This window comes from Marinobacter bryozoorum, assembly GCF_023156245.1.
In the GTDB taxonomy this organism is placed as follows: domain Bacteria; phylum Pseudomonadota; class Gammaproteobacteria; order Pseudomonadales; family Oleiphilaceae; genus Marinobacter; species Marinobacter bryozoorum.
The window spans coordinates 23951-45474 of record NZ_JAKZAH010000026.1 but is presented as its reverse complement, the minus strand read 5'-3'; the positions used below and the strand labels follow the sequence as shown (position 1 = coordinate 45474).

Here is a 21524-nt window from a genome sequence, read left to right as displayed (position 1 = left end):
CTGCTAAAACCGGGGAGTATTTGTAATAGCCAACAGGAGCAAACCATGAAGGTTCAGTTTAACGGTATTACCGAGGGCCAGCCGGTCCCGGAGAAGTTTGCGTTTGGTGTGTACAGCGAAGAAGACCACATGAGTTTTGGTCCCAATCGCAATCCGGAAGTTACCTGGCAGGACGCCCCTGAAGGTACAAAGAGCTTTGCCGTGGTGATGTTTGATTCCGACGTGCCCAGCGTGGCAGACGACGTCAACCAGGAAGGCAAGGCGGTCTCGAAAGACATTCCCCGGGTGGACTTCTTCCACTGGTTGCTGGTGGATGTTCCCGCTACCACCAGCTGTATTCCCGAAGGCGAGGACAGTGACGGCGTCAGCCCCAAGGGCAAGCAGCCGGGCCCTGGTCCCATTGGCATCCGCGGGGTCAATAACTTCACCCAGTTTCTGGCCGGTAACCCGGACATGGCTGGCACCTACGGTGGCTATGATGGCCCCTGCCCGCCCTGGAACGACGAACTGGTGCACCACTATCACTACGAAGTCTATGCGCTGGATGTGGAAACCCTGGGCCTGGACGGTGAGTTCGATGGGGAGGCTGTTCGCAAGGCGATGGAAGGGCACGTACTGGCGAGCGAGCGGGTTACGGCTACTTACACGCTGAATCCGGATCTTCGCTGATTTCCCACCCCTTACTAGAAAACCTTCGCCCTCCCTGCCTTTGTGAAACCTCTGTGTTCCAAAACGACGGGGAGGGGGAACTTGCTGGGTGACGGTATATACCGTCTTCTACTGGTGCTGAGGCCAGCCATGGTCAAAGCCAATAACAAAGAGTCCTGCCGATGTTCAGCTGGATTGCCAGATCCCTCGCCAGCTACCTTTCGAAGTCCGTTGTCGATTTTTCCGTCAGAACCTCAACCTGGGAGGCGCTGGTGGCTACTGTACAGCCAGGTGATGTGCTGCTGGTGGAAGGTGATACCCGGGTCAGTGTGGCGATCAAGTACCTGACCCAGTCCACCTGGTCGCATGCCGCACTGTATCTGGGAGATTCGGCAGGACTGGGCCACAACGAAAATGGTGAGCCCAATACCCTGGTGGAAGCGGACCTTGAAGCCGGGATCAGGGCAATTCCGCTGTCTTTCTATCGACACAGCCATACCCGCATCTGTCGTCCGGTTGGTCTGGGGCTCGATGATATCGAGGCTTTGATAAGGTATTCCCGTGAACGCCTTGGTCACCAGTATGACCTGAAGAATATTGTCGACCTGGCCCGCTACCTTTTGCCCACACCACCGGTGCCCGTCCGGTACCGGCGGAGAATGCTGGCCCTGGGTAGTGGTGACCCTACCCGGGCGATCTGTTCATCTTTTATCGCCGAGGGGTTCCAGCGTATCCACTACCCCATCTTGCCGGAGGTGACCGCCCTGCCTTCTGATGACCCGCGGTGCCGGGAGTGTGAGCAGGAGTTTTACCGGATCCGGCACCATTCCCTTTTTGTGCCAAGAGACTTCGATGCCTCGCCCTATTTCGAGATCGTAAAGCCGACCATTGAGCAGGGGTTCGATTACCGGGCCCTGGCCTGGATGCCATCTTCCGGTAAGGGCGCTGCTGTTGAGCTGTGAAAAGAACGGTCTGGGAGTCCTATGACACCTGAAGACAAGGTCCCGCCCGGGCGGCTATGACTTACCTGCTCCCATAGCCGCGGATGCCGGCGCTGCTTGCCTGTTCATGCGTAGCCAGACCGTCGCCAGAATTACCAGTGCTATGGGGGCCAGCATCATGAGGTTGAGTGTTTCCCAGCCCAGGTGGTGCAACAGGGAGCCGGACATTAGTGAGCCAATGGCCACCAGTACGAAGATAGCCAGGTCGTTGACTCCCTGTACCTTGCCTCGCTCGGCCTCTGAGTGGACGGTCGAAAGCAGTGTGCTGCCACCGATAAACAGAAAGTTCCAGCCAACACCCAGCAACACCAGTGCGAACCAGAAGTGGGCCAGGCTTGTGCCCAGCGTAGCGATGAACACGGTACCTGCCAGAAGCAGGCAGCCGGTGAGCAGGATGCGACCCACCCCGAACCGGGCAATCAGGCCGCCTGTGAAGAACGAGGGCACATACATGCCCAGTACGTGCCACTGCATGATCGTGGCCACCTGTGCCATATCAAAGCCGCGACCGCGCATGGCCAGCGGCGTGGCTGTCATCACCAGGATCATGACGGCGTAGCCCACGGCACCCGCGACCACCGCCACCTGAAACCGTGGTTGCACTGCGATGGCCGACATGGGACGAGTGGCTTCCCCTGGTTGGGGTTCGCCCGTAGGGGGAACCTTCAGCTGACTCAGCAAACCCATGGCGAGAAGAGCCAGGATGGCGATGATCAGGTAGGGGCCACCGGAGGGTACGGCTTCGATGAGGCCGGTCGCCATGCTGGCGTTCCAGGGGCCCAGAAAGGCGGCGGCCACACCGCCGGCCAGCACAAAGGAAATGGCCCGGCTACGGAAGGCCGGGCTGGCAACGTCCACCGCCGCGAAGCGGTAGTACATGGCAAAGCCCTGATAAAGACCCAGCAGAACGCTGCCGAGGCAGAACAGCCAGAAGGACTCCAGGGCAATGGCGATCAAGCTCAACAAGCCACCGGCAGCGCCGCCGACGCTGGTGCCGGTCATGAACCCGCGACGACGGCCGACGCGCTTCATGAACAGGGAGGCTGGCAGCGTGGACACCACCGTGCCCAGCATCATAATGGCGATGGGCAGCGTTGCCAGCCCGGGGTCGGGACTCAATTGCTGCCCCACCACCCCACTGAGTGTCATCACTGTGATCGCTGCCACCATGAACAGGGTCTGGCTGATTACCAGAATGGCGACATTGCGTTTTTCCAGATGGTAGGGGTCCATCGTGATCTGTTCCTCAGTTCGTACGGTCTGTGCTGTTCGTAAGCGCGGCACCCTGGCTCAAGGGAAGGACATTGGCCGAGGGGCAGCGGGACACCGCCATTCCTTTCGCTGACAATCTCGAAATGAGAAATTGTAGCCCTTTTGCGAGCGTCCTGGCTTTGTTGACCAGCGATGCAATACTGAGAGTCCGGGACCCTGGTGGCCAGGCAGGCCCCGGGAAGTTTTCTTGTAGAGAGTTCGGAGCCCACCATGACTCACAATTCAGAGAACTATTATCGTGTTGTTAATGCCCTTGCCGGGGGCTGGGTTGCCGATGCGGCGAGTCTGGGGCTGCACTGGCTGTATGACAGCGACCGCATTTGGAAGGTTGGTGGCGAACGCCCCGAGTTCCTGCCTCCGAAGCTTGACTATTTCCGTGGTGGCTTTGGTTATTTCGCCCATGAAGGGAAAAAGGCCGGCGATATCAGCCACTATGGTGCCGCGACTGGCGTGCTTACCGATAGCCTGCTGGCCTGTGAAGGGCACCTGGATATTCGTGACTATCAGCGTCGGTTCCGGGCTTTCTTCGGCCCGGGCGGCCAGTGGCAGGGTTATATCGACAACCCTACCCGTGTAACGCTGAGTAATCTGGATACCATTGAGCGGAAAGCAATTGACCAGGCCCGGGCCACCACGCCTGCCAGTCTTACGGATCAGCAAAAACGTATACTGGTCCAGAAAGTGCTGCCCTACACGAGTCGTCTCAGTGGCGAACAGTTGGCAGGGCCGGTCCGAAAGGCCATTGACCTGACCTATCACGAGCCCGAGGTCCAGGAAGCAGGCGTCCACCTGGCCCAGATCATTGACCGTTACCTGTTGCCGGAAAGTGGTGCCGATGACATGCAGTTGCCGGCTGTCTCCAAGCTGCCACCGCTGGTGGCCTGTTATTGCGGTCATGATGACCTTCTGGAGAAGACAGAAGCGGCTGTGCGGGTGACCAACCATAACGATGAGGCCGTTGCCTGGGCAAGATGTGCAGCAAGACTCCTTGAGGGTATTTTCCAGGGTAAGCCGATGTCAGCAGCACTGGATGCAGCGGCCTTTGAAGCCCCGCACCAGGATACTCTCGCGACGGCACGCTCCGGTGACCGGCTGGACCCCACAGGTGCAGGTGGCACCTTTGGCCGCACCTGCTACCTGAATGAGGCGATGCCGGTGATCTTCCATATCCTGTCGCACGCCGGCAGTTTTACCGAGGCCGTGCGAGCTAACATTCACTGTGGCGGTGACTCCTGCGGCCGGGCGTGGATCATTGGTCCAGCGATGGCGGCGATACACGGCGTTGGCGGGGAGCGGGGAATCCCGCTGAGCTGGCTGGCCCGGGTTACCCACGCCCCTGCTATCCTTGCGGATATTGAAGCGCTGACGTCCCTGTCCTGAAAGCGATTACTCCCGGGTTGACGGGCAGGGAGCCCCACAGGGCGCGCAGGCGGATTCGTCCCGCTGGCTCAGGGCGGTCTGTACATTGCCCTGCCCGGAATTGAAGGCAAAGGTGGGGCTGCGCAGGTGGTCCGCGAGGATCAGCGCCAGGATGATGCCCAGCGCGACCAGGATACGGGTAGGATTGTAGGCGCGTTCCATCATTCAGTTCCCCCGTATCAGTTTGGCAGCCGGAACCAGGGCCGCAGGCGGATGCCAATCAGCGAGCCGGCAAAGGCGCAGGCGAACCAGATCCAGGCGTGCAGGCTGGCAGAGGCAATGCCGGAGAACAGGGCGCCGATATTGCAGCCGAAGCCCAGCCGGGCGCCGTAGCCCAGCAACAGGCCGCCCACTACCGCCGCCAGGAACTGGCGACCTTCCGGCCGGTTGCGGCTGGCTTCGTTGAACCGGTTGGCCAGGCCGGCTGCCAGCATGGCGCCCAGCAGCAGACCGATGTTCATCACCGAGGGGATGTTGGTGAGTACCGAGTCTTTCAGCGCCATGGCCGGGTAATCCCAGGTCCAGAACTCAAACTGGGACATGTTCACACCAACCACTTCCAGGGCCTTGGCCCCCCACACGTTGAAGGCAAAGGTGACACTCCACGGGGCGCCACCAATGGCGAGGGTCAGGGCGTTACCGGCTGCCAGGATCAGGATGGCCCAGGTGAATGGCCAGCGGCCTGTGATCAGGGTCCGCAGGGGCCCATGGGATTGTCCCTTCCAGAGCAACTCATCACGCTCCACCGAACCATGGGCCTTGCGCTCAATGCGGCTGACCCACCAGGCGATCAGCCCCAGCCCGATAAACTGCACCAGGATGGCGCCGCTGACCCCGAAGGTATTAACGAGGGGCACCGGATCAAAGCCGGGTTGGTCCAGCCACCAGGGCAGGTTAATGGAACCCAGTACCGCGCCGGCGATAAAGAAGATCAGCGTCACGACCATGCGGATGTTGCCGGCACCCACCGTAAACAGGGTGCCGGAGCCACAGCCACCGCCCAGCTGCATGCCAATACCAAACAGGAAGGAACCGACCACCAGCGATGTGCCAACTGGTGCGATGTTGCCGATCAGCCCGGGCTGGCCGCTGTTGAGCATTGGCACCATGATCAGGGACGACAGGGCGAACAACAGCAGCTGGGCACGCATGCCGGCTCCGCGCTTTTTTACCACCAGGTTGCGCCAGCCGGCAGTAAAGCCAAAGGCCCCGTGGAACAGGGCCATGCCCAGCACCGTACCAATGGCAAACAGGGCCACCATAAACGGTGCGGTTTCCAGCCAGATCAGCAGGCCAAGAAGGGCAAAGCCGGCGAGGGCCGTGGTGACAATAAAACGGTCAATCTGCCAGCCTGGCTGAATGCCAGGCTGCAGAACAGCAGAATTCGACATGGGTGTTTACTCAGTTGAACAGATCAAGAAGCTTGCCCAGGCCCTTCTTGGCAACCTGTATGGGCCGGTCGCTGTCCTGGGACCACTCGGCCATGGAGCCATCGTACATGGCCACTTCCTCGAAGCCGGCCAGCTCGCTCAGCACAAACCAGTCGGTGGCGGCCCAGTGGCCGGTGTTGCAGAAGGCAATGGTACGGGCCTGCGGATCCAGTTCGGCCAGGTTGACCTGCTCGGATACCACGGCTTCGTCCAGGTAGAACACCTGGTCCTGCTCGTCGATGAAAGACTGGTGGGGCAGGTTAAGGGCGCCGGGAATGGTGCCGGGGGCCCTGGCGGCCGGCGACTGGTTTTCACCCCGGAAGTAGTCTTCCGGGCGGGCATCCACCAGCTGGGCCTGGCTGTCACGGGCCGCCTGTACCTCTTCCAGGGTGGCGAGCAATTCATCCTGCCGTTCGGCAGTGAACTGTGTGACATCACGGCGTTCGCCCTGGCCCTCGGCGATGTCCTGGCCCGCGGCCTTCCAGCCGGCAAAGCCGCCGTTGAGGATGGCGACATCATCATGGCCCAGTACCTTGAAGGTCCAGTAGACCCGGGCTGCACTGCCGAAGTCGGTGGGCCCGGTGCCTGCGGGCGCTACCACTACGGTATCGTCATTGCCGATACCCAGGCTGCTGATCAGACGCTCCAGGGAACGGACCGGTGGCAGAACGCCGGTAACGCCGTCCCGGTTCTCACGCCAGCCATCGCCGGTGTAGCTGCTGTAAACGGCGCCCGGGATGTGGCCCTGCTCGAAGGTGCTGCGGTCGCCGCCGTTATCAATGCCTGAGCGGACGTCCAGCACCACCAGGTCCTCACGCTCCAGATTGGCAGCCAGCCAGTCAGCGTCCACCAGTGCTGGTGTGCTGTCGTCGGCCATTACCAGCGAGCTGAAGAACATAGTGAGTGCGAATACGAGGCGGAACATGGCAGTTCTCCTGACGGGAAATTCTGGGCGACCTATTATGAATTTTGAGTAACGGAATTAACAGGCTTGCAGCTATTCCGAGTTTGCATATGTAAATTGCCAAAAAATGGCATCGCCGACGGGCGGTCATCAAACGGACCGCTAACTGTCACCGGGTTTTCACTGAACATCGGCAGCCTTGAGCCATAGCTGGGCAAGCAAAAAGGGTCGGTCATGCCTTATTACCGCAGTGTCTTTATTTCCGATGTTCACCTGGGTACGGCGGACTGCCAGGCGGAGTACCTGCTGGACTTTCTGGAGAAGGTCCATTGCGACACCCTTTACCTGGTTGGGGATATTGTCGACCTGATTGCCATGCAGCGGCGGGTGCATTTGTCACCGGCCCACGGGGCGGTCATCCAGAAGCTTCTTTCGATCGCTGCTGGCGATACCCGGGTAGTCTATGTGCCGGGCAACCATGATGAATTCCTGCGACGTTTTTGCGGTCAGACGGTGGCCGGCGTTGAGTTGCACCAGAAAGTGGTGCACACGACGGCAGACGGCCGGCGGTTCATGGTGTGTCATGGCGACCAGTTCGACCAGGTGGTGCGTTGCAGTCCCCTGATGCTGCTGGTGGGGGATCGGGCTCACGGCCTGTTGTTGCGTCTGAACCGTTGGTTCAATGCCTGGCGGCGGCTGCAGGGCAAACCTTACTGGTCACTCGCGGCCTGGATTAAAAGCCGTATCGGGTCGGCGCGGACGTTTATCCGGCGGTTCGAGCTGGCGGCACTGACCGCGGCGGAGAAGGGGCATTATGACGGCTTTATCTGTGGCCACATTCACTCCGCGGGTTTTCTGCGCAGCCCTGAGGGCCTGTACTGCAACGACGGTGACTGGGTAGAACACTGCACCGCGCTTGTGGAACAGGCTGACGGCCAGCTGCAATTGCTGCACTGGTCCGAGCAGCCGGCGATCATGGCCACCGAGCCAGAGGCGCCCGCGCCAGAGGTATGCGGAGACAGGCGCCCGGTAATCGATATCCTGCCGGCGGCCTTCCTGGACCAGGTGAACCGTATATAGCCCGGCCCGGTTACTTTGTGACCGGGCTTCTGGTATCCTTCGCGCCCTTTATTTGTCAGCCCGGCTGATATTCATCAACCAGAAAGTACACTGTTGATTGTGACGATCACTCCGCCCTAGCGCTCAACCCCCTCCCCGGTCTGTTTCGACATACTGCACCGTCCGCCATCGGCCGTTCCCGGTAGCGACTGGGATGCTGTCTGTCACGAGGGCACTCATCGTCAGTGCCTGACGAATCTGCATTTCATGGAACTCCGTTGTTATGGTGAAAACCCTCAAAGCCAACTGGCTCTCCAATATTCGTGGTGACCTGCTCGCCGGCATCGTCGTGGCCCTGGCCCTGATCCCGGAAGCCATCGCTTTTTCCATTATCGCCGGCGTGGACCCCAAGGTGGGTCTGTATGCCTCTTTCTGTATCGCGGTGGTGATTGCCTTTGTGGGTGGTCGCCCGGGCATGATTTCCGCCGCCACCGGGGCCATGGCCCTGTTGATGGTCACCCTGGTGAAGGAGCATGGCCTGGAATACCTGCTGGCGGCCACGCTGCTTACCGGGGTACTGCAGATCGTCGCCGGCTACCTGAAACTGGGCGGACTGATGCGCTTTGTGTCCCGCTCGGTGGTGACCGGCTTCGTGAACGCCCTGGCGATTCTTATCTTCATGGCCCAGTTGCCGGAACTGACCAATGTGACCTGGCACGTCTACGCAATGACCGCCGCCGGACTGGGCATTATCTACCTGTTCCCGTACCTGCCAGCCGTGGGCAAGCTGATCCCCTCGCCGCTGGTGTGCATCGTGGTGCTGACCGGTGTGGCCATGTGGTTCGGTCTGGACATCCGCACGGTGGGTGACATGGGTGAACTGCCGGATACCCTGCCGGTATTCCTGTGGCCGGACGTGCCCCTGAACCTGGAGACCCTGATGATCATCCTGCCCTATTCCGTGGGCCTGGCTGTGGTGGGCCTGCTGGAGTCCATGATGACCGCGACCATTGTGGATGACCTGACCGACACCACGTCCGACCGTAACCGGGAGTGCAAGGGCCAGGGCATTGCCAACATCGGCTCAGGCCTGCTCGGTGGCATGGCCGGCTGCGCGATGATTGGCCAGTCCATCATCAACATCAAATCCGGCGGTCGTACCCGGCTCTCCACCTTAACGGCTGGTGTATTCCTGCTGATCATGGTGATGGTGCTGGACCAGTGGCTGGTGCAGATTCCCATGGCGGCGCTGGTGGCGGTGATGATCATGGTGTCCATCGGTACCTTCAGCTGGGGCTCCATCAAGAACCTCAAGGAGCATCCGCTGTCCACCAATATAGTGATGGTGGTGACGGTGGTCGTGGTGGTGGCTACTCACAACCTGGCGTTCGGTGTACTGGCTGGTGTGTTGCTGGCAGCACTGTTCTTTGCCAACAAGGTGGGCCACTACATGGCGGTCACCTCGGAGTATGACGAAGATGGCGCAGCCCGTACCTACCGTGTCGTGGGTCAGGTTTTCTTCAGCTCGTCGGAAAAGTTCACCGAATCCTTTGACTTCAAGGAGGCGCTGGATAAGGTGGTGATTGACCTGAGCCGCGCCCACTTCTGGGACATCACGGCGGTAGCCGCGCTGGACAAGGCGGTGATCAAGTTCCGCCGGGAAGGGGCCGAGGTCGAGGTGATCGGACTGAACGAGGCCAGCGCCACCATCGTTGACCGTTTCGGCGTGCACGACAAGCCTGACGCCGTTGACCAGCTGATGGGGCACTGACATGAACGAGAACACAGAGATCGACAGCAATCGCGGTCACAACAATAACCATAATGACAACGAAGGCGAGGACACCATGTTACGAGTAGTTGCCTGTATCGATGGCTCCCGTGCTGCCCCGGCGGTATGCGATTACGCGGCCTGGGCCAGTGGTCATATGGAAGTCCCGGTCACCCTGTTGCATGTGCTGGACGAGGAACGCTATCCGGTGGCGCCGGACCTGGCCGGGAACATCGGTCTGGGCAGTCGCGAGCATCTGCTGGAAGAGCTGGCCGACCTGGATGCCCGCCGCAGCAAGCTGGCGCTGGAGCACGGCCACCACATGCTGGATGACGCGGAACGCCGGGTGAAGGAAGCGGGCGTGGAAGACGTTAACAAACGCCAGCGTCATGGCGACCTGACCGACTCCCTGCTGGCCCTTGAAAGCCAGACCCGCCTGCTGGTGATGGGACTGCATGGTGAAAGCAGTTCTGACCGGGATGTTCATATCGGCAGCCAGCTGGAAACCGTGATCCGCAGCCTGCACCGGCCGATCCTGCTGGTACCGGATGAATTCACCGCACCGAAGAGCGCCATGCTGGCGTTCGACGGCAGCAAGACCGCCTTCCGCAGCGTGGAGCTGCTGGCCGGCAGCCCGGTGTTCCAGGGCATGCCGCTGCACGTGGTGATGGTGGGTGCCGATACAGCGGACCGTCGTGAACAGCTGAAACAGGCTGAATCCATGCTCTCCGGCATGGGTGTGGACATCCAGGTGGCTATCCGGGCCGGTGATGTGGAGCCGACCCTGCACGCCTACCAGGAAGAGCACGATATCGATATCCTGGTAATGGGTGCCTATGGCCACTCCCGAATTCGTCAGTTCCTGGTGGGCAGCACCACGACGACCATGCTCAAGACTGCTGAAAAGCCCCTGGTCATTCTGCGCTGACGGTATTGGCCCTGGCGCCTTGCCCGGGCGTCAGGGGCTTTCCCCTTGCGCGGCTTTGTGCAGAAAATAATCTTGAAAACAAGACTGTTTCGCTTGCTCATAAAGTGAAATAATTCCCATCTACTGTTGCACTTTCTCCGTATCCATGCCCTGGGCATCGGTATATACGGAGTCCGTTCCGGTTATTGTCAGGGATTACCCGTTATGCGCACGTTTCGCCGCTTCCTCATCGTTATTGTGTTTCTGGGCCTGGTGCTCGGGGGCATTTTTGGCTACAAGTTCTACCAGTTCGGGCAGATGAAAGAGCAGATGTCCCAGCCACAGCCGCCGGCCGAGGTATCGGCAGCCGTGGCGACGGTGCAGAGCTGGACGCCGGCGATCAAATCCGTCGGCAGCGTTGAGGCTGTCAATGGCATCCAGGTGGCCAACGAGGTGCCAGGAGTGATCCAGGAGATCGCTTTCGAGTCCGGGGATATGGTCGAGCAGGGTGATGTGCTGATCCGCCTGGATTCACAGATTGACGAGGCCGCACTGCGGACACGTCGGGCGGAGGCACAGCTGGCCCAGCAGGAATTCAAACGGATTGAAAACCTGCTGCCCCGGCGGGCAGTGTCCCAGTCCCAGTTCGATGAGGCCAAGGCCAACTACGATGCGGCGCGGGCGAGGGTCAACGAGGCAGAGGCCCAGCTCAACAAGAAAGTGATCCGTGCGCCTTTCGACGGCAAGCTGGGGTTGCGCCTGGTAGACCAGGGTGAGTACATCGCCACCGGTACGCCCATTGTCGAAATCAACATGCTGGACCCCATCTACCTGGACTACACCCTGTCGGAGCGCAACCTGCCCCGGGTGGCCCAGGGCTATGACGTGGAAGCCACAGTCGCTGCGGTGCCGGAAGAAACCTTTACCGGCCAGGTCAGTGCCATCAATACCTCGGTAAACCCGGAAACCCGCACCGTGCGCATCCGGGCCACCCTTGAGAACCCGGAAGGCAAGCTACGTCCGGGTATGTTCGCCACCGTCATGACCCGCCAGCCAGAAGATCGTGAAGTGATCACCCTGCCCCGCACGGCGGTGTCCTACAACACCTATGGTGACTATGTGTTCCTGATTGAAGAGAACGACCAGGGTGAGCAAGCGGTGACCCGTCGTTCCGTCACCACCGGTGACGTCAACAATGACCGGGTAGCCATACTCAGTGGTCTTGAGGAGGGCGACCAGGTGGTGTCCAAGGGATTGTTGCGCCTGCGGGCTGGACAGCGGGTGACCATTCAGGAAGAACCTGCGGATGATGGCCAGGCTGCGGAGGCTGCCGGGTCATGAAATTTACCGATATCTTTGTCCACCGGCCGGTACTGGCCACGGTGGTCAGTCTGCTGATACTGCTGCTGGGCGCACGGGCCGCCATGGAAATGGAAATCCGTCAGTACCCGCAGCTGGAGAGCACCACGGTCACGGTCACCACGGCCTATCCGGGCGCCAGCTCCGACCTGGTGAAAGGCTTCATCACCACACCGCTGCAACAGGCCATGGCCGAGGCCAGCGGTATCGATTACCTGACGTCCACCAGCTCCCAGGGCCTTTCGACGATCCAGGCGAAAATGGAGCTGAACTACGACGCCAACGCGGCCCTGGCGGAAATCCAGGCCAAGGTGGCCAGTCAGCGTAACGTCCTGCCGGCGGACGCCCAGGACCCGGTGATTTCCTCCACCACCGGCGACTCCACAGCGCTGATGTACATTGCCTTCTACAGCAACGAGCTGGGTGTGCCCCAGATTACCGATTACCTGACCCGCGTGGTGCAGCCGCGGCTGCAGGCATTATCCGGTGTGGGCAAGGCCGATCTACTGGGTCGGAAGTTTGCGTTGCGTGCCTGGCTGGATCCGGAGCGCCTGGCGGCCGTCGACATGACGCCACAGGAAGTGGTCAGCGTACTGCTGCGTAACAACTACCAGGCTGCGGTGGGTAATACCGAAGGCAAGTACACCAAGATCAGCATGACCAGCAACACGGATGTGTCGGATACCGAAAGCTTCCGTGACCTGGTGGTCAAGGAAGCCGATGGCTCCATTATACGTCTACGGGATATCGCCCGGGTTGAACTGGGTTCGGAAACCTACGACCAGCTGGCCCTGTACAAGGGTCAGCCGGCGACCTATGTGGCGATCGAACTCTCCCCCGGTGCCAATCCGCTGACCGTAGCGGGGCTGGTGAAGGATGAGCTGCCGGATATTGAGCGCCAATTACCCTCGGGCCTGGATGTGCGCCTGGCCTACGATGCTTCCAGTTTTATCGAGGACTCCATCGCCGAGGTGATCAAAACCTTGCTGGAGGCCCTGGTGATCGTGCTGGTTGTGGTCTTCCTCTGCCTGGGCTCCATCCGGGCGGCGGTGGTGCCTTCGGTGGCGGTACCCCTGTCACTCATCGGTGGCGCGTTCGTAATGCTGATGATGGGCTTCTCCCTGAACCTGCTTACCCTGTTGTCCATGGTGCTGGCCATAGGGCTGGTGGTGGATGACGCCATCATCATGGTGGAAAACGTGCACCGTCATATCGAGCAGGGGGAATCCCGTTTCGACGCGGCACTGAACGGTGCCCGGGAAATGGCCACACCGATTATCGCGATGACCACCACCCTGGTGGCGGTCTATGCGCCCATCGGCTTTATGGGTGGCTTGGTGGGCTCCCTGTTCACCGAGTTCGCCTTTACGCTAGCCGGCACGGTGGTGATCTCCGGGATCGTGGCCCTGACCCTGTCGCCCATGCTGTCCGGCAAGATTCTCAAGCCCCACGGTAACCCGGGCTGGTTTGAAACCCGCGTCGAGCGCACCTTCAATGGCCTGGCCAACGGCTACAAGCGGGCGTTGGACTCCATGATGCAGACCATCAGCGTAGTGATCTTCTTCGCGCTGGTGGTGCTGGGGTCCATCTACTTCATGGTGGCCATGAGTCAGAACGAACTGGCCCCGACGGAAGACCAGGGCATCCTGTTCTATCAGGGGCTGGGTGCCCAGACAGCCACGCTGGACTACCTGCGGGAGCATGGTGATGAAGTTCAGCAGCGCATGACCACGGTGCCGGGTTACGAAGAGGACTTCATGATTCTGGGTATCACCAGCCCCAATGCGGTCTTCGGTGGCTTCAAGCTGGCGCCCTGGAGTGAACGGGACATCACCCAGTTCGAGGCCCAGCCTCTGCTGAACGCCGAGCTGAACAAGGTCACCGGGCTGCAGACGGCCGTCTTCCCGCCTCCGGCATTGCCCGGTTCCGGTGGCGGCCTGCCGTTCCAGTTTGTGATTACCACGGGCGCCGGGTACGAGCAGTTGAATGAAGTGGCCGATGAGCTGCTGGGCAAGGCTATGCAGAGCGGTAACTTCATGTTCCTGCAGAAGTCCATCGACTTTGATAGGCCAGTTACCCGCATCCAGGTGGACCGTGACCGGGTAGCCGATCTTGGGCTCTCCATGCAGGATGTGGGTCAGGCCATGTCCAGCATGCTAGGCGGCGGTTACATCAATCGCTTCAGTATGGAAGGCCGCTCCTACCAGGTGATTCCCCAGGTGGACCAGGATTTCCGGGTCAGCGAGGAGGCACTCAATGACTACTACATCCGTACTGGCACAGGCGAGCTGGTGCCCCTGGGCAGTGTAATCAGCTTTGAGAAGGATGTTGAGCCGTCACAGCGCACCCAGTTCAACCAGCTCAACTCCCTGACATTGCAAGGGGTGGTGATGCCGGGCGTGACTGATGGTGACGCCATGGCCTGGATAGAAGAAGCGGCTGCTGGTGTGTTCCCGCAGGGTTTCAACCATGATTACACCGGGCAGTCACGACAGCTGGCTACCCAGGGCAGCGCCCTGGTGGTGACCTTCTTCCTGTCTCTGCTGGTGATCTACCTGGTGCTGGCAGCCCAGTTCGAGAGCTGGCGTGACCCGTTCATTATCCTGGTATCGGTGCCCATGTCGGTGGCTGGGGCGATGGCGTTTATCGTGCTTGGCTTTGCGACCATGAACATCTACACCCAGGTTGGGCTGATCACCCTGATCGGCGTGGTGTCCAAGAACGGCATCCTGATCGTGGAATTCGCCAACCAGTTGCAGGTAGAACGTGGTCTGAGCAAACGAGAGGCCGTGCTGGAAGCGGCGGCGATTCGCCTGCGACCGATCATCATGACGTCCCTGGCGCTGATCTTTGCCATGGTGCCGTTGCTGATCGCGGTGGGTCCAGGCGCCGAGAGCCGGTTTGCCATCGGCCTCACTATCAGTGCGGGCCTCGGTATTGGCACCCTGTTCACCATCTTTGTGCTGCCGGCTTTCTATATACTGCTGGCCCGGGATCACAATGCCGGTGCGCATGACGGTGATGAGGCCGTGACTGAAGCCAAGGCCTGACCGGGAGCAGACTCAAATAACGGGAAAGGGGACAGGCGTCCCCTTTCCTGCATCTGGATGGATCGGAAAACAATCCGCTGTCCTGATTGGCCCGTATGCCATCGCCTGGCGTATGCCTGAGTATTCCGGGCCCTGATTGCGCGCTACCCTGTAACAGAGCGGCCGTATCCGTGTCTGATACCCGTCATTTTTCTTCCGGACGTTGTAGACCATGTCGAAAACGAAACTGATTGTCCTCGCCCTGATTGCCGTGCTCGTAGCGGCCTTTATCCTGGTGGGTGGGCCGGACGTGCTGACCCTGGAAAACCTGAAACAGAACCAGGCGCAGCTGGAGGCGTGGATTGCCGACAACCTGCTGCTCGCGGTGTCGCTTTATGCCCTGGTCTATGTGGCCAGCACCGCCTTGTCCTTGCCCGGCGCCACTGTGCTGACCCTGGCGGGCGGGGCTTTCCTGGGCAACCTGGTCGGCCTGCTGACGGTGTCGGTGGCCTCCACCATTGGTGCGTCCCTTGCCTTCCTGGTGGCCCGCTTCCTGTTGCGGGATACCCTGAAGCGCAAGTATGGAAAAACCATCCGCCGGATCGATGAGGGTATCGAAAAGGATGGCGCCTTTTACCTGGCAACATTGCGCCTGGTGCCGGTGTTTCCTTTCTTCCTGATCAACCTGGCCATGGGCCTGACGGGTATGAAGCTGCGTACCTATGCGCTGGTCAGCTGGCTGGGTATGTTGCCGGCCACCTTCGTGTTCGTGAACGCCGGGACCCAACTGGCGCAGGTGGACAGCATGGGAGATATCCTGTCCACAGACCTGTTGCTGTCGCTGGCCCTGTTGGGCCTGTTCCCGCTTATCGCCAAGTTCGTGGTGGGCTTTATCCGGCGCCGTCGGGCATACCGGGGCTTTCAGAAACCGGATGCCTTCGACTACAACCTGCTGGTGATTGGCGGCGGATCGGCCGGGCTGGTCTCGGCGTACATCGGAGCAGCCGTGAAAGCCAAGGTGGCGCTGATCGAACGGGACCGGATGGGGGGTGACTGCCTCAACACCGGCTGTGTACCGTCCAAGGCGCTGATTCGCAGTGCGAAAGCCGCCGATACCCTGCGCCATGCGGACCGCTACGGTCTGGACGCGGTACCGGTTTCCGGCAACTTTGCCCATATAATGGGGCGGGTCAAGCGGATCATCGCGAAGATCGAGCCCCACGACTCCCCGGAGCGTTACCGTGGCCTCGGCGTGGATGTGATCGAGGGCAGCGCCAGTTTCGTCTCCCCCTGGGAAGTGGACGTGACCCGTAACGACGGCCGCCGGGAACGGCTCAGCGCCCGCAGCATCGTCATTGCCACCGGTGGCAAGCCGTTTGTGCCCCCGATTCCCGGTCTGAGCACCATGGACCCGCTTACTTCGGAGAACCTCTGGGACCTGCAGGAGCAGCCAGAGAGGCTGCTGGTGATGGGTGGAGGTCCTATCGGCTGTGAGCTCTCCCAGGCCTTTGCCCGGCTGGGCAGCCGGGTTGTCCAGATCGAGGCTGGCGAGCGGATACTGGCAAAGGAAGACGATGAGGTGGCCGAACTGGTGCAGGCGCAGTTCCAGCGGGAAGGTATTGACCTGCGAACTGGCCATAAGGCCGTGGAATTTACCGAGGAGAATGGCGAGCGCATCGCCTGGTGTGACCACCATGGCGAGCGGGTGCGGATTCCCTTCGATCGGGTACTGGTGGCCGTTGGCCGGGCTGGTAACACCGACGGCCTGAACCTGGAAGCACTGGGTATCGAGCCCCGGGGCAATGGCACCGTACCGGTGGAAGAAGACCTGAGTGTGGGCTTCCCCAATGTCTTCGCCTGCGGCGATGTGGCCGGCCCCTTCCAGTTCACCCATGCGGCCGCCCACCAGGCCTGGTATGCGGCGGTGAACGGCCTGTTCGGTCAGTTCCGGCGGTTCCGGGTGGATTACCGGGTGTTGTCCTGGGTGACTTTCACGTCACCGGAAGTGGCCCGGGTAGGCCTGAGTGAAATGGACGCCCGGGAGCAGGGTATTGATTACGAGGTGACCCGCTATGGCCTGGACGACCTGGACCGGGCCATTGCAGAGGACGAGGATAACGGCTTTATCAAGGTGCTGACGGTGCCTGGCAAGGACCGTATCCTCGGCGCGGTAGTGGTAGGCGCCCACGGTGGCGAGATTCTGGCGGAGTTTACCCTGGCCATGAAACACGGCATCGGCCTCAACAAGATCCTCGGTACCATCCACCCCTATCCCACCTGGAATGAATCCGCCAAGTTTGCCGCTGGCCAGTGGAAACAGGCCCATGCGCCCCAGGGCGTCCTGGCCTGGCTGGAGCGCTTTCACCGCTGGCGACTGGGCGGTGACCAAACCGGCCAGTCCCGACGTACACAGGACAGATCTGTAACATAATGGACGTTGTCGTGTCTGAGGAAGAACAAAACGTTGTGATGGAGCCCCTATGCCCCTGACTGCCGAGAAAATGATACCCGTCACCGAAGTCCTGGAGCCGCGGGCCCGGGACAGCTGGACCCATACCCGGGATGGTGACCCCCGGGGTTACATTGACGCGGACCGGCTAAAGGAGCTCTGGATACATACCGGCACCGCCTGCAACCTGGCTTGCCCCTTCTGCCTGGAAGGTTCCCATCCGGGTGATGGTCGAATACCGGGGATGAAGCTCAGCGACGTGAAGCCCTTTATCCACGAGGCACTGGATATGGGGGTAGAGCAGTTTTCGTTTACCGGTGGCGAGCCATTTGTGATCCGGGATTTCGTGAATATCCTCGATTACGCCAGTCAGCACCGCCCCTGCTTTGTCCTCACCAACGCGACCGATCCTTTGCTGAAACGGCGGCACCAGGTACTGCCGCTGCTGGATAACCCCTACCCGATCCATTTCCGGGTCAGCCTGGACTACCCGGATGCCGCCCGCCACGATGTGGATCGGGGCGAAGGCAGCTTTGACAAGGCGCTGGAGGGCATCCACTGGCTGGTGGATCAGGGTTTCAAGGTGTCCATTGCCCGGCAGAGTGACCCCATGGAGGACCCGATGCAGGTGGAAAATGATTTCCGGGAGATTTTTCGGGCCTGGGGCATTCCGGAAACCCTGGCCTTTACGGCGTTTCCGGATCTGGGCACTCCGGGTTCCGACGATGGCAGTCCGGAAATCACCGAAAACTGCATGGAGAAATACCCCACCCGGGAAAGCCGGGCCCACTTCATGTGCACCTACACCCGCATGCTGGTGAAGAAGAACGATCAGGTACGGGTCTTCGCCTGCACCCTGGTGGACGACGACCCCCAATACGACCTGGGTAGCACCCTGGCGGAGAGTATGGATGAACGCATTATGCTGCGGCATCACCGGTGCTTTTCCTGTTACCGGTTTGGGGCGAGTTGTAGCGCGCCTGCTTGATGCTGTCCGCGACGTTGAGTAGGCCTGTGAGGCCCGGAGCAGGAGCCCGCGGCGGGGTGCCTTTCTCCGCTGCAATTCACGGCCCGTCCATGGGCCGACCTTGCACCGCGCCATCCATGGCGCTGCTGCGAAAGGCACCCCACCACAGACTCCGCAAGCAGTGTGCTGCTCTCCGCGTGGCTGAACGTTGAAGAATGGGTCGGTTACGACCGTTGAAGGGAGATAACAATCGATGACGGGCACTGAAGCCACCCTGTTCTGGGGCTTTCTGATCGTCTACGGGGTGGTAATGTATGCCCTGTCACCGAAGAGTCGCAACGCTGAGTCCTTTTATAAAGGCGCCGATGACCAGGGTCGGCCAGTATGTCAGTGGTCACTCACCGCATCCATCTTCATTAGCTGGATCTTCGCCAAGTCCGTGACCAACGCAGCCAATCTGGGCGCCGCCTATGGTGTCACCGGTGGCCTGGCCTATGCCGCTTACTGGCTATCCATACCGGTTGCCGGTTACATCATCTACCTGATCCGTACCCAGACCGGTGCCGGGAGCCTGCAGGAGTTCCTCACCTCCCGCTTTGGCCGGCTGGCGGCGCTGAGCTTTGCGGCGGCGATCCTGATTCGCCTGTACAACGAAGTGTGGAGCAATACGGCGGTCGTGGGCGGTTACTTCGGCAATGTTGGCGAATGGCCCTACTACACGGCGGCGATGGTCTTTACCGCCTTCACCCTCGCCTACAGCCTCAAGGGCGGCCTGCGCAGCTCCATCTTTACGGACGTGATCCAGGCAGTACTCTTTGTGTTCTTCGTGGCCGCCGTGCTGTTCCTGATTATCCCTGCCAACGACACGGGCACCCTGCTTACCACCGGTGAGTTCCGGCTGGAGGCGGGTATGGACCTCCTGCTGGTGGCGGGTCTGCAGCTGTTCAGCTATCCGTTCCACGATCCGGTACTGACCGACCGGGGGTTCGTGAACCGGGAAAAGACCATGCTGAAGAGTTTCGTGGTGGCGGGCCTGCTCGGCTTTGTGGCCGTGTTTATCTTCAGCCTGGTGGGTGTGCACGCACGGCTCAATGGCATTGACGCCGGTGGCAATGCCCCGGCGGCAGTAGGCCAGGCGCTGGGGCTGACAGCGTTGTTCCTGATGAGTGTGGTAATGATGACCTCCGCCGGGTCGACCCTGGATTCCACCTTCACCTCGTTTTCCAAGTCCATCGCCGTCGACCTGCCCAGGCTGGCTAGGCGGACCGCTGAGCGCCTGCCCAGCATGAAGGTGGGTGCTGCGGTGATGATCATCTTCGCTATCCTCGGCAATCTGCCCATGTTTGCTGGTACCGACATCCTCAAGGCGACGACCATCTCCGGCACCATGGTGATGGGGTTGGCACCGGTTTTCCTGTTCTATGGCTTTACCCGCTGGTCGCCCTGGAGCTTCCACCTCAGTTTCTGGACGGGGCTTGGCCTGGGTGTATTACTCACCGTCGGCTGGATACCGGATTCCTGGGCCATTGGTGAGGGCGCCTATGCACTGCTGCTGGGTACCAATGCCTGGGGCATCCTGATCTGCACCGCCGGGTTCTTCCTGCCGCTGGTGCTCCGCCGGCTGGCGGGTCGTTCGCTGGCGACCACCGGGGCCGGTTCATGAGTGAGGGACGCAGCTGCCCACTGCATTACCGCTATCGCCCGGAGCAACTTACGGCCACCCCCGAAGCCTGCGATGCCGACGTGCTCTATGTGATCGGGGGGTTGTACGGTAACCCCTTAGCCCTGGACGAAATCGAGGCCATGGCGGCGCGTGAGCGGCAGGAGGGTGTACGAGTGAAGCTGGTCTTCAACGGCGATTTCAACTGGTTCAATGTGCACGACGACCTGTTTCGGGCGATCAACAACCGGGTGATGGCCCACGACGCCATCACCGGTAATGTGGAGTATGAACTGGCCAGGCCCGCAGACGGGGCCGGGTGCGGCTGCGCCTATCCAGATTTCGTTGATAATGAGGTGGTTGAGCGTTCCAATCGCATCATGGAACGCCTGCAAACGGTGGCCGGAAACCATCCGGATCTGCAGGAAAGACTGGCGGACCTGACCCGTTACCGCTGCCTGATCTTTGGAGGCCTAAAGGTTGTCATTCTGCATGGTGATCCGGAATCCCTGGCCGGGTGGGGGTTGTCCCATGAGGCCCTTGAGCAGGACGGTGCCGGCCAGCTTGCCGGCTGGTTCCGGCAGAGCGACGCCGATGTCATTGTCAGTACCCATACCTGCCTGCCGGTTGCCCGGCACCTGAACGTGGAGGGCCGCCCCCGTCTGTTCCTCAATAATGGTTCTGCAGGGATGGGTAACCTGGCGGGTGATGCCCGCGGACTGGTTGCAAGGTTGGCGCTCAACGGTGCGCCAGAAGGGGCGCTGGCGGCTGCTTGGGTCGGTTCGCTGCACGGTTCCCTGATGCCGGTGGGTTTTCCCCTCCAGGCGTGGCTCACACTGTTCGACCGCCTGTGGCCGGCAGGGAGTGACGCCGAGCTGTCATATCGACATCGTATCCTTAACGGTACGTCGCTCTCCCCGGAACAATTGCTGCCTCTTAATGGAATCGGCGAGAGATTGATCTAATATGAATGAGTGTCTGTGACCTGCTGCTGGCAAAGGCGCCGGTCCGGACTTGCCGCGGCCCGGGTGCCCGGTTGATTTTTCTTTTGTGGTCTATATAATTCACCACTAACGTTTGCAGCGAAAAGATCCGACATGACAACCGAAGGTTCAAATACCACCGCCATCACCTTCCGCGCGCCGGTCAAGGATGATGGCTACAAGCTCCACAATCTGGTGGGCCTGTGCCCACCCCTCGACCCCAATTCGATCTACTGCAACCTCCTGCAGTGCAGCCACTTTGCCCAGACCGGCGTGGCGGCGGAAATGGACGGCGAACTGGTCGGTTTCATTTCCGGTTACATCCCCCCCGAGCAGCCCGACACCCTATTTATCTGGCAGGTCGCCGTTCATGAGAAAGGACGCGGTCAGGGACTGGCCAAGCGTATGCTCAAGGAAATCGTGAAGCGCGACGCCTGCCGGAACGTGAAGTTCCTCGAGACCACTATCACCGAGGACAACGACGCCTCCTGGGCACTGTTCCGCTCCTTCGCCCGGGACATGGGTGCCGAACTGACCTACACCGAGCATTTCGAGAAAGAACTGCACTTCGGTGGGGAGCACGACTCCGAATTCCTGCTGCGCATAGGTCCTTTCACGCGCAAGGGCTGATCGCGCCGCCATCGCTTTTGTTTGACGGGCCGGCAG

The 21524-nt window shown here is 60.7% G+C and carries 17 protein-coding genes; 13 read left to right on the top strand and 4 right to left on the bottom strand.

The genetic code is table 11. The features are described from left to right. Positions 1-45 precede the first annotated feature (45 nt). Together MLC59_RS13740 and MLC59_RS13735 are read left to right on the top strand one after the other, a co-directional pair. Positions 46-669 carry a YbhB/YbcL family Raf kinase inhibitor-like protein gene (locus tag MLC59_RS13740; RefSeq protein ID WP_248235103.1) on the top strand — a complete coding sequence of 208 codons (624 nt, stop codon included), beginning with the start codon at positions 46-48 and terminating at the stop codon, positions 667-669. Between the two features lie 161 nt (positions 670-830). Then, complete coding sequence (locus MLC59_RS13735) at positions 831-1610, top strand: YiiX/YebB-like N1pC/P60 family cysteine hydrolase (RefSeq protein ID WP_248235094.1); 780 nt, start codon at positions 831-833, stop codon at positions 1608-1610. 54 nt (positions 1611-1664) lie between these two features. On the opposite strand, the gene MLC59_RS13730 is transcribed toward MLC59_RS13735, so the two are convergent. Continuing rightward, positions 1665-2882, bottom strand: coding sequence for an MFS transporter (locus MLC59_RS13730; RefSeq protein WP_248235089.1), 1218 nt, complete (start codon positions 2880-2882; stop codon positions 1665-1667). A gap of 249 nt (positions 2883-3131) precedes the next feature. On the opposite strand from MLC59_RS13730, the gene MLC59_RS13725 reads away from it, so the two are divergent. Beyond that, positions 3132-4301: an ADP-ribosylglycohydrolase family protein gene (locus MLC59_RS13725; protein WP_248235081.1), complete on the top strand. Its 1170-nt coding sequence runs from the start codon at positions 3132-3134 to the stop codon at positions 4299-4301. A 6-nt stretch (positions 4302-4307) separates the two neighbouring features. On the opposite strand, the gene MLC59_RS13720 is transcribed toward MLC59_RS13725, so the two are convergent. The 3 genes from MLC59_RS13720 to MLC59_RS13710 are packed head-to-tail and all read right to left on the bottom strand — an operon-like array spanning position 4308 to position 6695. Continuing rightward, positions 4308-4505 carry a hypothetical protein gene (locus MLC59_RS13720; RefSeq protein ID WP_248235078.1) on the bottom strand — a complete coding sequence of 66 codons (198 nt, stop codon included), beginning with the start codon at positions 4503-4505 and terminating at the stop codon, positions 4308-4310. 14 nt (positions 4506-4519) lie between these two features. Then, the gene (locus MLC59_RS13715) at positions 4520-5731 is read right to left on the bottom strand and encodes a YeeE/YedE family protein (RefSeq protein WP_248235076.1); all 1212 of its coding nucleotides are present in this window, start codon (positions 5729-5731) and stop codon (positions 4520-4522) included. 10 nt (positions 5732-5741) lie between these two features. After that, complete coding sequence (locus MLC59_RS13710; RefSeq protein WP_248235066.1) at positions 5742-6695, bottom strand: sulfurtransferase; 954 nt, start codon at positions 6693-6695, stop codon at positions 5742-5744. Positions 6696-6908: 213 nt separating this feature from the next. Here MLC59_RS13710 and MLC59_RS13705 point away from each other — a divergent pair, with 213 nt between their 5' ends. The 10 genes from MLC59_RS13705 (at position 6909) to ectA (ending at position 21488) form a co-directional block, all read left to right on the top strand. After that, positions 6909-7754 (top strand): UDP-2,3-diacylglucosamine diphosphatase, encoded by an 846-nt coding sequence (locus MLC59_RS13705; RefSeq protein WP_248235062.1) that lies wholly within the window; start codon positions 6909-6911, stop codon positions 7752-7754. Positions 7755-8016: 262 nt separating this feature from the next. Then, a complete protein-coding gene (locus tag MLC59_RS13700) occupies positions 8017-9504 on the top strand; it encodes a SulP family inorganic anion transporter (RefSeq protein WP_248235053.1) in 1488 nt (495 codons plus the stop codon). Positions 9505-9580: 76 nt separating this feature from the next. Further along, the gene (locus MLC59_RS13695) at positions 9581-10432 is read left to right on the top strand and encodes a universal stress protein (protein ID WP_427901730.1); all 852 of its coding nucleotides are present in this window, start codon (positions 9581-9583) and stop codon (positions 10430-10432) included. Positions 10433-10636: 204 nt separating this feature from the next. After that, entirely contained in the window at positions 10637-11752 is a 1116-nt protein-coding gene (locus tag MLC59_RS13690) for an efflux RND transporter periplasmic adaptor subunit (RefSeq protein WP_248235048.1), read from the top strand. Continuing rightward, entirely contained in the window at positions 11749-14820 is a 3072-nt protein-coding gene (locus MLC59_RS13685; protein ID WP_248235039.1) for an efflux RND transporter permease subunit, read from the top strand. Before MLC59_RS13690 ends, MLC59_RS13685 begins: the two co-directional genes overlap by 4 nt. Positions 14821-15031: 211 nt before the next feature. Continuing rightward, on the top strand, positions 15032-17230 hold the full coding sequence (locus MLC59_RS13680; RefSeq protein ID WP_248235037.1) for an FAD-dependent oxidoreductase: 2199 nt from the start codon (positions 15032-15034) through the stop codon (positions 17228-17230). Between the two features lie 49 nt (positions 17231-17279). Further along, positions 17280-18236 (top strand): radical SAM protein, encoded by a 957-nt coding sequence (locus tag MLC59_RS13675; RefSeq protein WP_248235034.1) that lies wholly within the window; start codon positions 17280-17282, stop codon positions 18234-18236. 232 nt (positions 18237-18468) lie between these two features. Further along, a complete protein-coding gene (locus MLC59_RS13670; protein WP_248235026.1) occupies positions 18469-19878 on the top strand; it encodes a sodium:solute symporter family transporter in 1410 nt (469 codons plus the stop codon). After that, on the top strand, positions 19875-20840 hold the full coding sequence (locus tag MLC59_RS13665; protein ID WP_248235024.1) for a metallophosphoesterase family protein: 966 nt from the start codon (positions 19875-19877) through the stop codon (positions 20838-20840). Before MLC59_RS13670 ends, MLC59_RS13665 begins: the two co-directional genes overlap by 4 nt. A gap of 132 nt (positions 20841-20972) precedes the next feature. Beyond that, a complete protein-coding gene (gene ectA, locus MLC59_RS13660) occupies positions 20973-21488 on the top strand; it encodes a diaminobutyrate acetyltransferase (RefSeq protein WP_248235022.1) in 516 nt (171 codons plus the stop codon). Positions 21489-21524 lie beyond the last annotated feature (36 nt).

Excerpts from the sequence above, each read along its gene's own strand:
- MLC59_RS13740 (WP_248235103.1), top strand. The coding sequence starts at position 46 with ATGAAGGTTCAGTTTAACGGTATTACCGAGGGCCAGCCGGTCCCGGAG.
- MLC59_RS13735 (WP_248235094.1), top strand. The coding sequence starts at position 831 with ATGTTCAGCTGGATTGCCAGATCCCTCGCCAGCTACCTTTCGAAGTCC.
- MLC59_RS13730 (WP_248235089.1), bottom strand. The coding sequence starts at position 2,882 with ATGGACCCCTACCATCTGGAAAAACGCAATGTCGCCATTCTGGTAATC.
- MLC59_RS13725 (WP_248235081.1), top strand. The coding sequence starts at position 3,132 with ATGACTCACAATTCAGAGAACTATTATCGTGTTGTTAATGCCCTTGCC.
- MLC59_RS13720 (WP_248235078.1), bottom strand. The coding sequence starts at position 4,505 with ATGATGGAACGCGCCTACAATCCTACCCGTATCCTGGTCGCGCTGGGC.
- MLC59_RS13715 (WP_248235076.1), bottom strand. The coding sequence starts at position 5,731 with ATGTCGAATTCTGCTGTTCTGCAGCCTGGCATTCAGCCAGGCTGGCAG.
- MLC59_RS13710 (WP_248235066.1), bottom strand. The coding sequence starts at position 6,695 with ATGTTCCGCCTCGTATTCGCACTCACTATGTTCTTCAGCTCGCTGGTA.
- MLC59_RS13705 (WP_248235062.1), top strand. The coding sequence starts at position 6,909 with ATGCCTTATTACCGCAGTGTCTTTATTTCCGATGTTCACCTGGGTACG.
- MLC59_RS13700 (WP_248235053.1), top strand. The coding sequence starts at position 8,017 with ATGGTGAAAACCCTCAAAGCCAACTGGCTCTCCAATATTCGTGGTGAC.
- MLC59_RS13695 (WP_427901730.1), top strand. The coding sequence starts at position 9,581 with ATGTTACGAGTAGTTGCCTGTATCGATGGCTCCCGTGCTGCCCCGGCG.
- MLC59_RS13690 (WP_248235048.1), top strand. The coding sequence starts at position 10,637 with ATGCGCACGTTTCGCCGCTTCCTCATCGTTATTGTGTTTCTGGGCCTG.
- MLC59_RS13685 (WP_248235039.1), top strand. The coding sequence starts at position 11,749 with ATGAAATTTACCGATATCTTTGTCCACCGGCCGGTACTGGCCACGGTG.
- MLC59_RS13680 (WP_248235037.1), top strand. The coding sequence starts at position 15,032 with ATGTCGAAAACGAAACTGATTGTCCTCGCCCTGATTGCCGTGCTCGTA.
- MLC59_RS13675 (WP_248235034.1), top strand. The coding sequence starts at position 17,280 with ATGCCCCTGACTGCCGAGAAAATGATACCCGTCACCGAAGTCCTGGAG.
- MLC59_RS13670 (WP_248235026.1), top strand. The coding sequence starts at position 18,469 with ATGACGGGCACTGAAGCCACCCTGTTCTGGGGCTTTCTGATCGTCTAC.
- MLC59_RS13665 (WP_248235024.1), top strand. The coding sequence starts at position 19,875 with ATGAGTGAGGGACGCAGCTGCCCACTGCATTACCGCTATCGCCCGGAG.
- ectA (WP_248235022.1), top strand. The coding sequence starts at position 20,973 with ATGACAACCGAAGGTTCAAATACCACCGCCATCACCTTCCGCGCGCCG.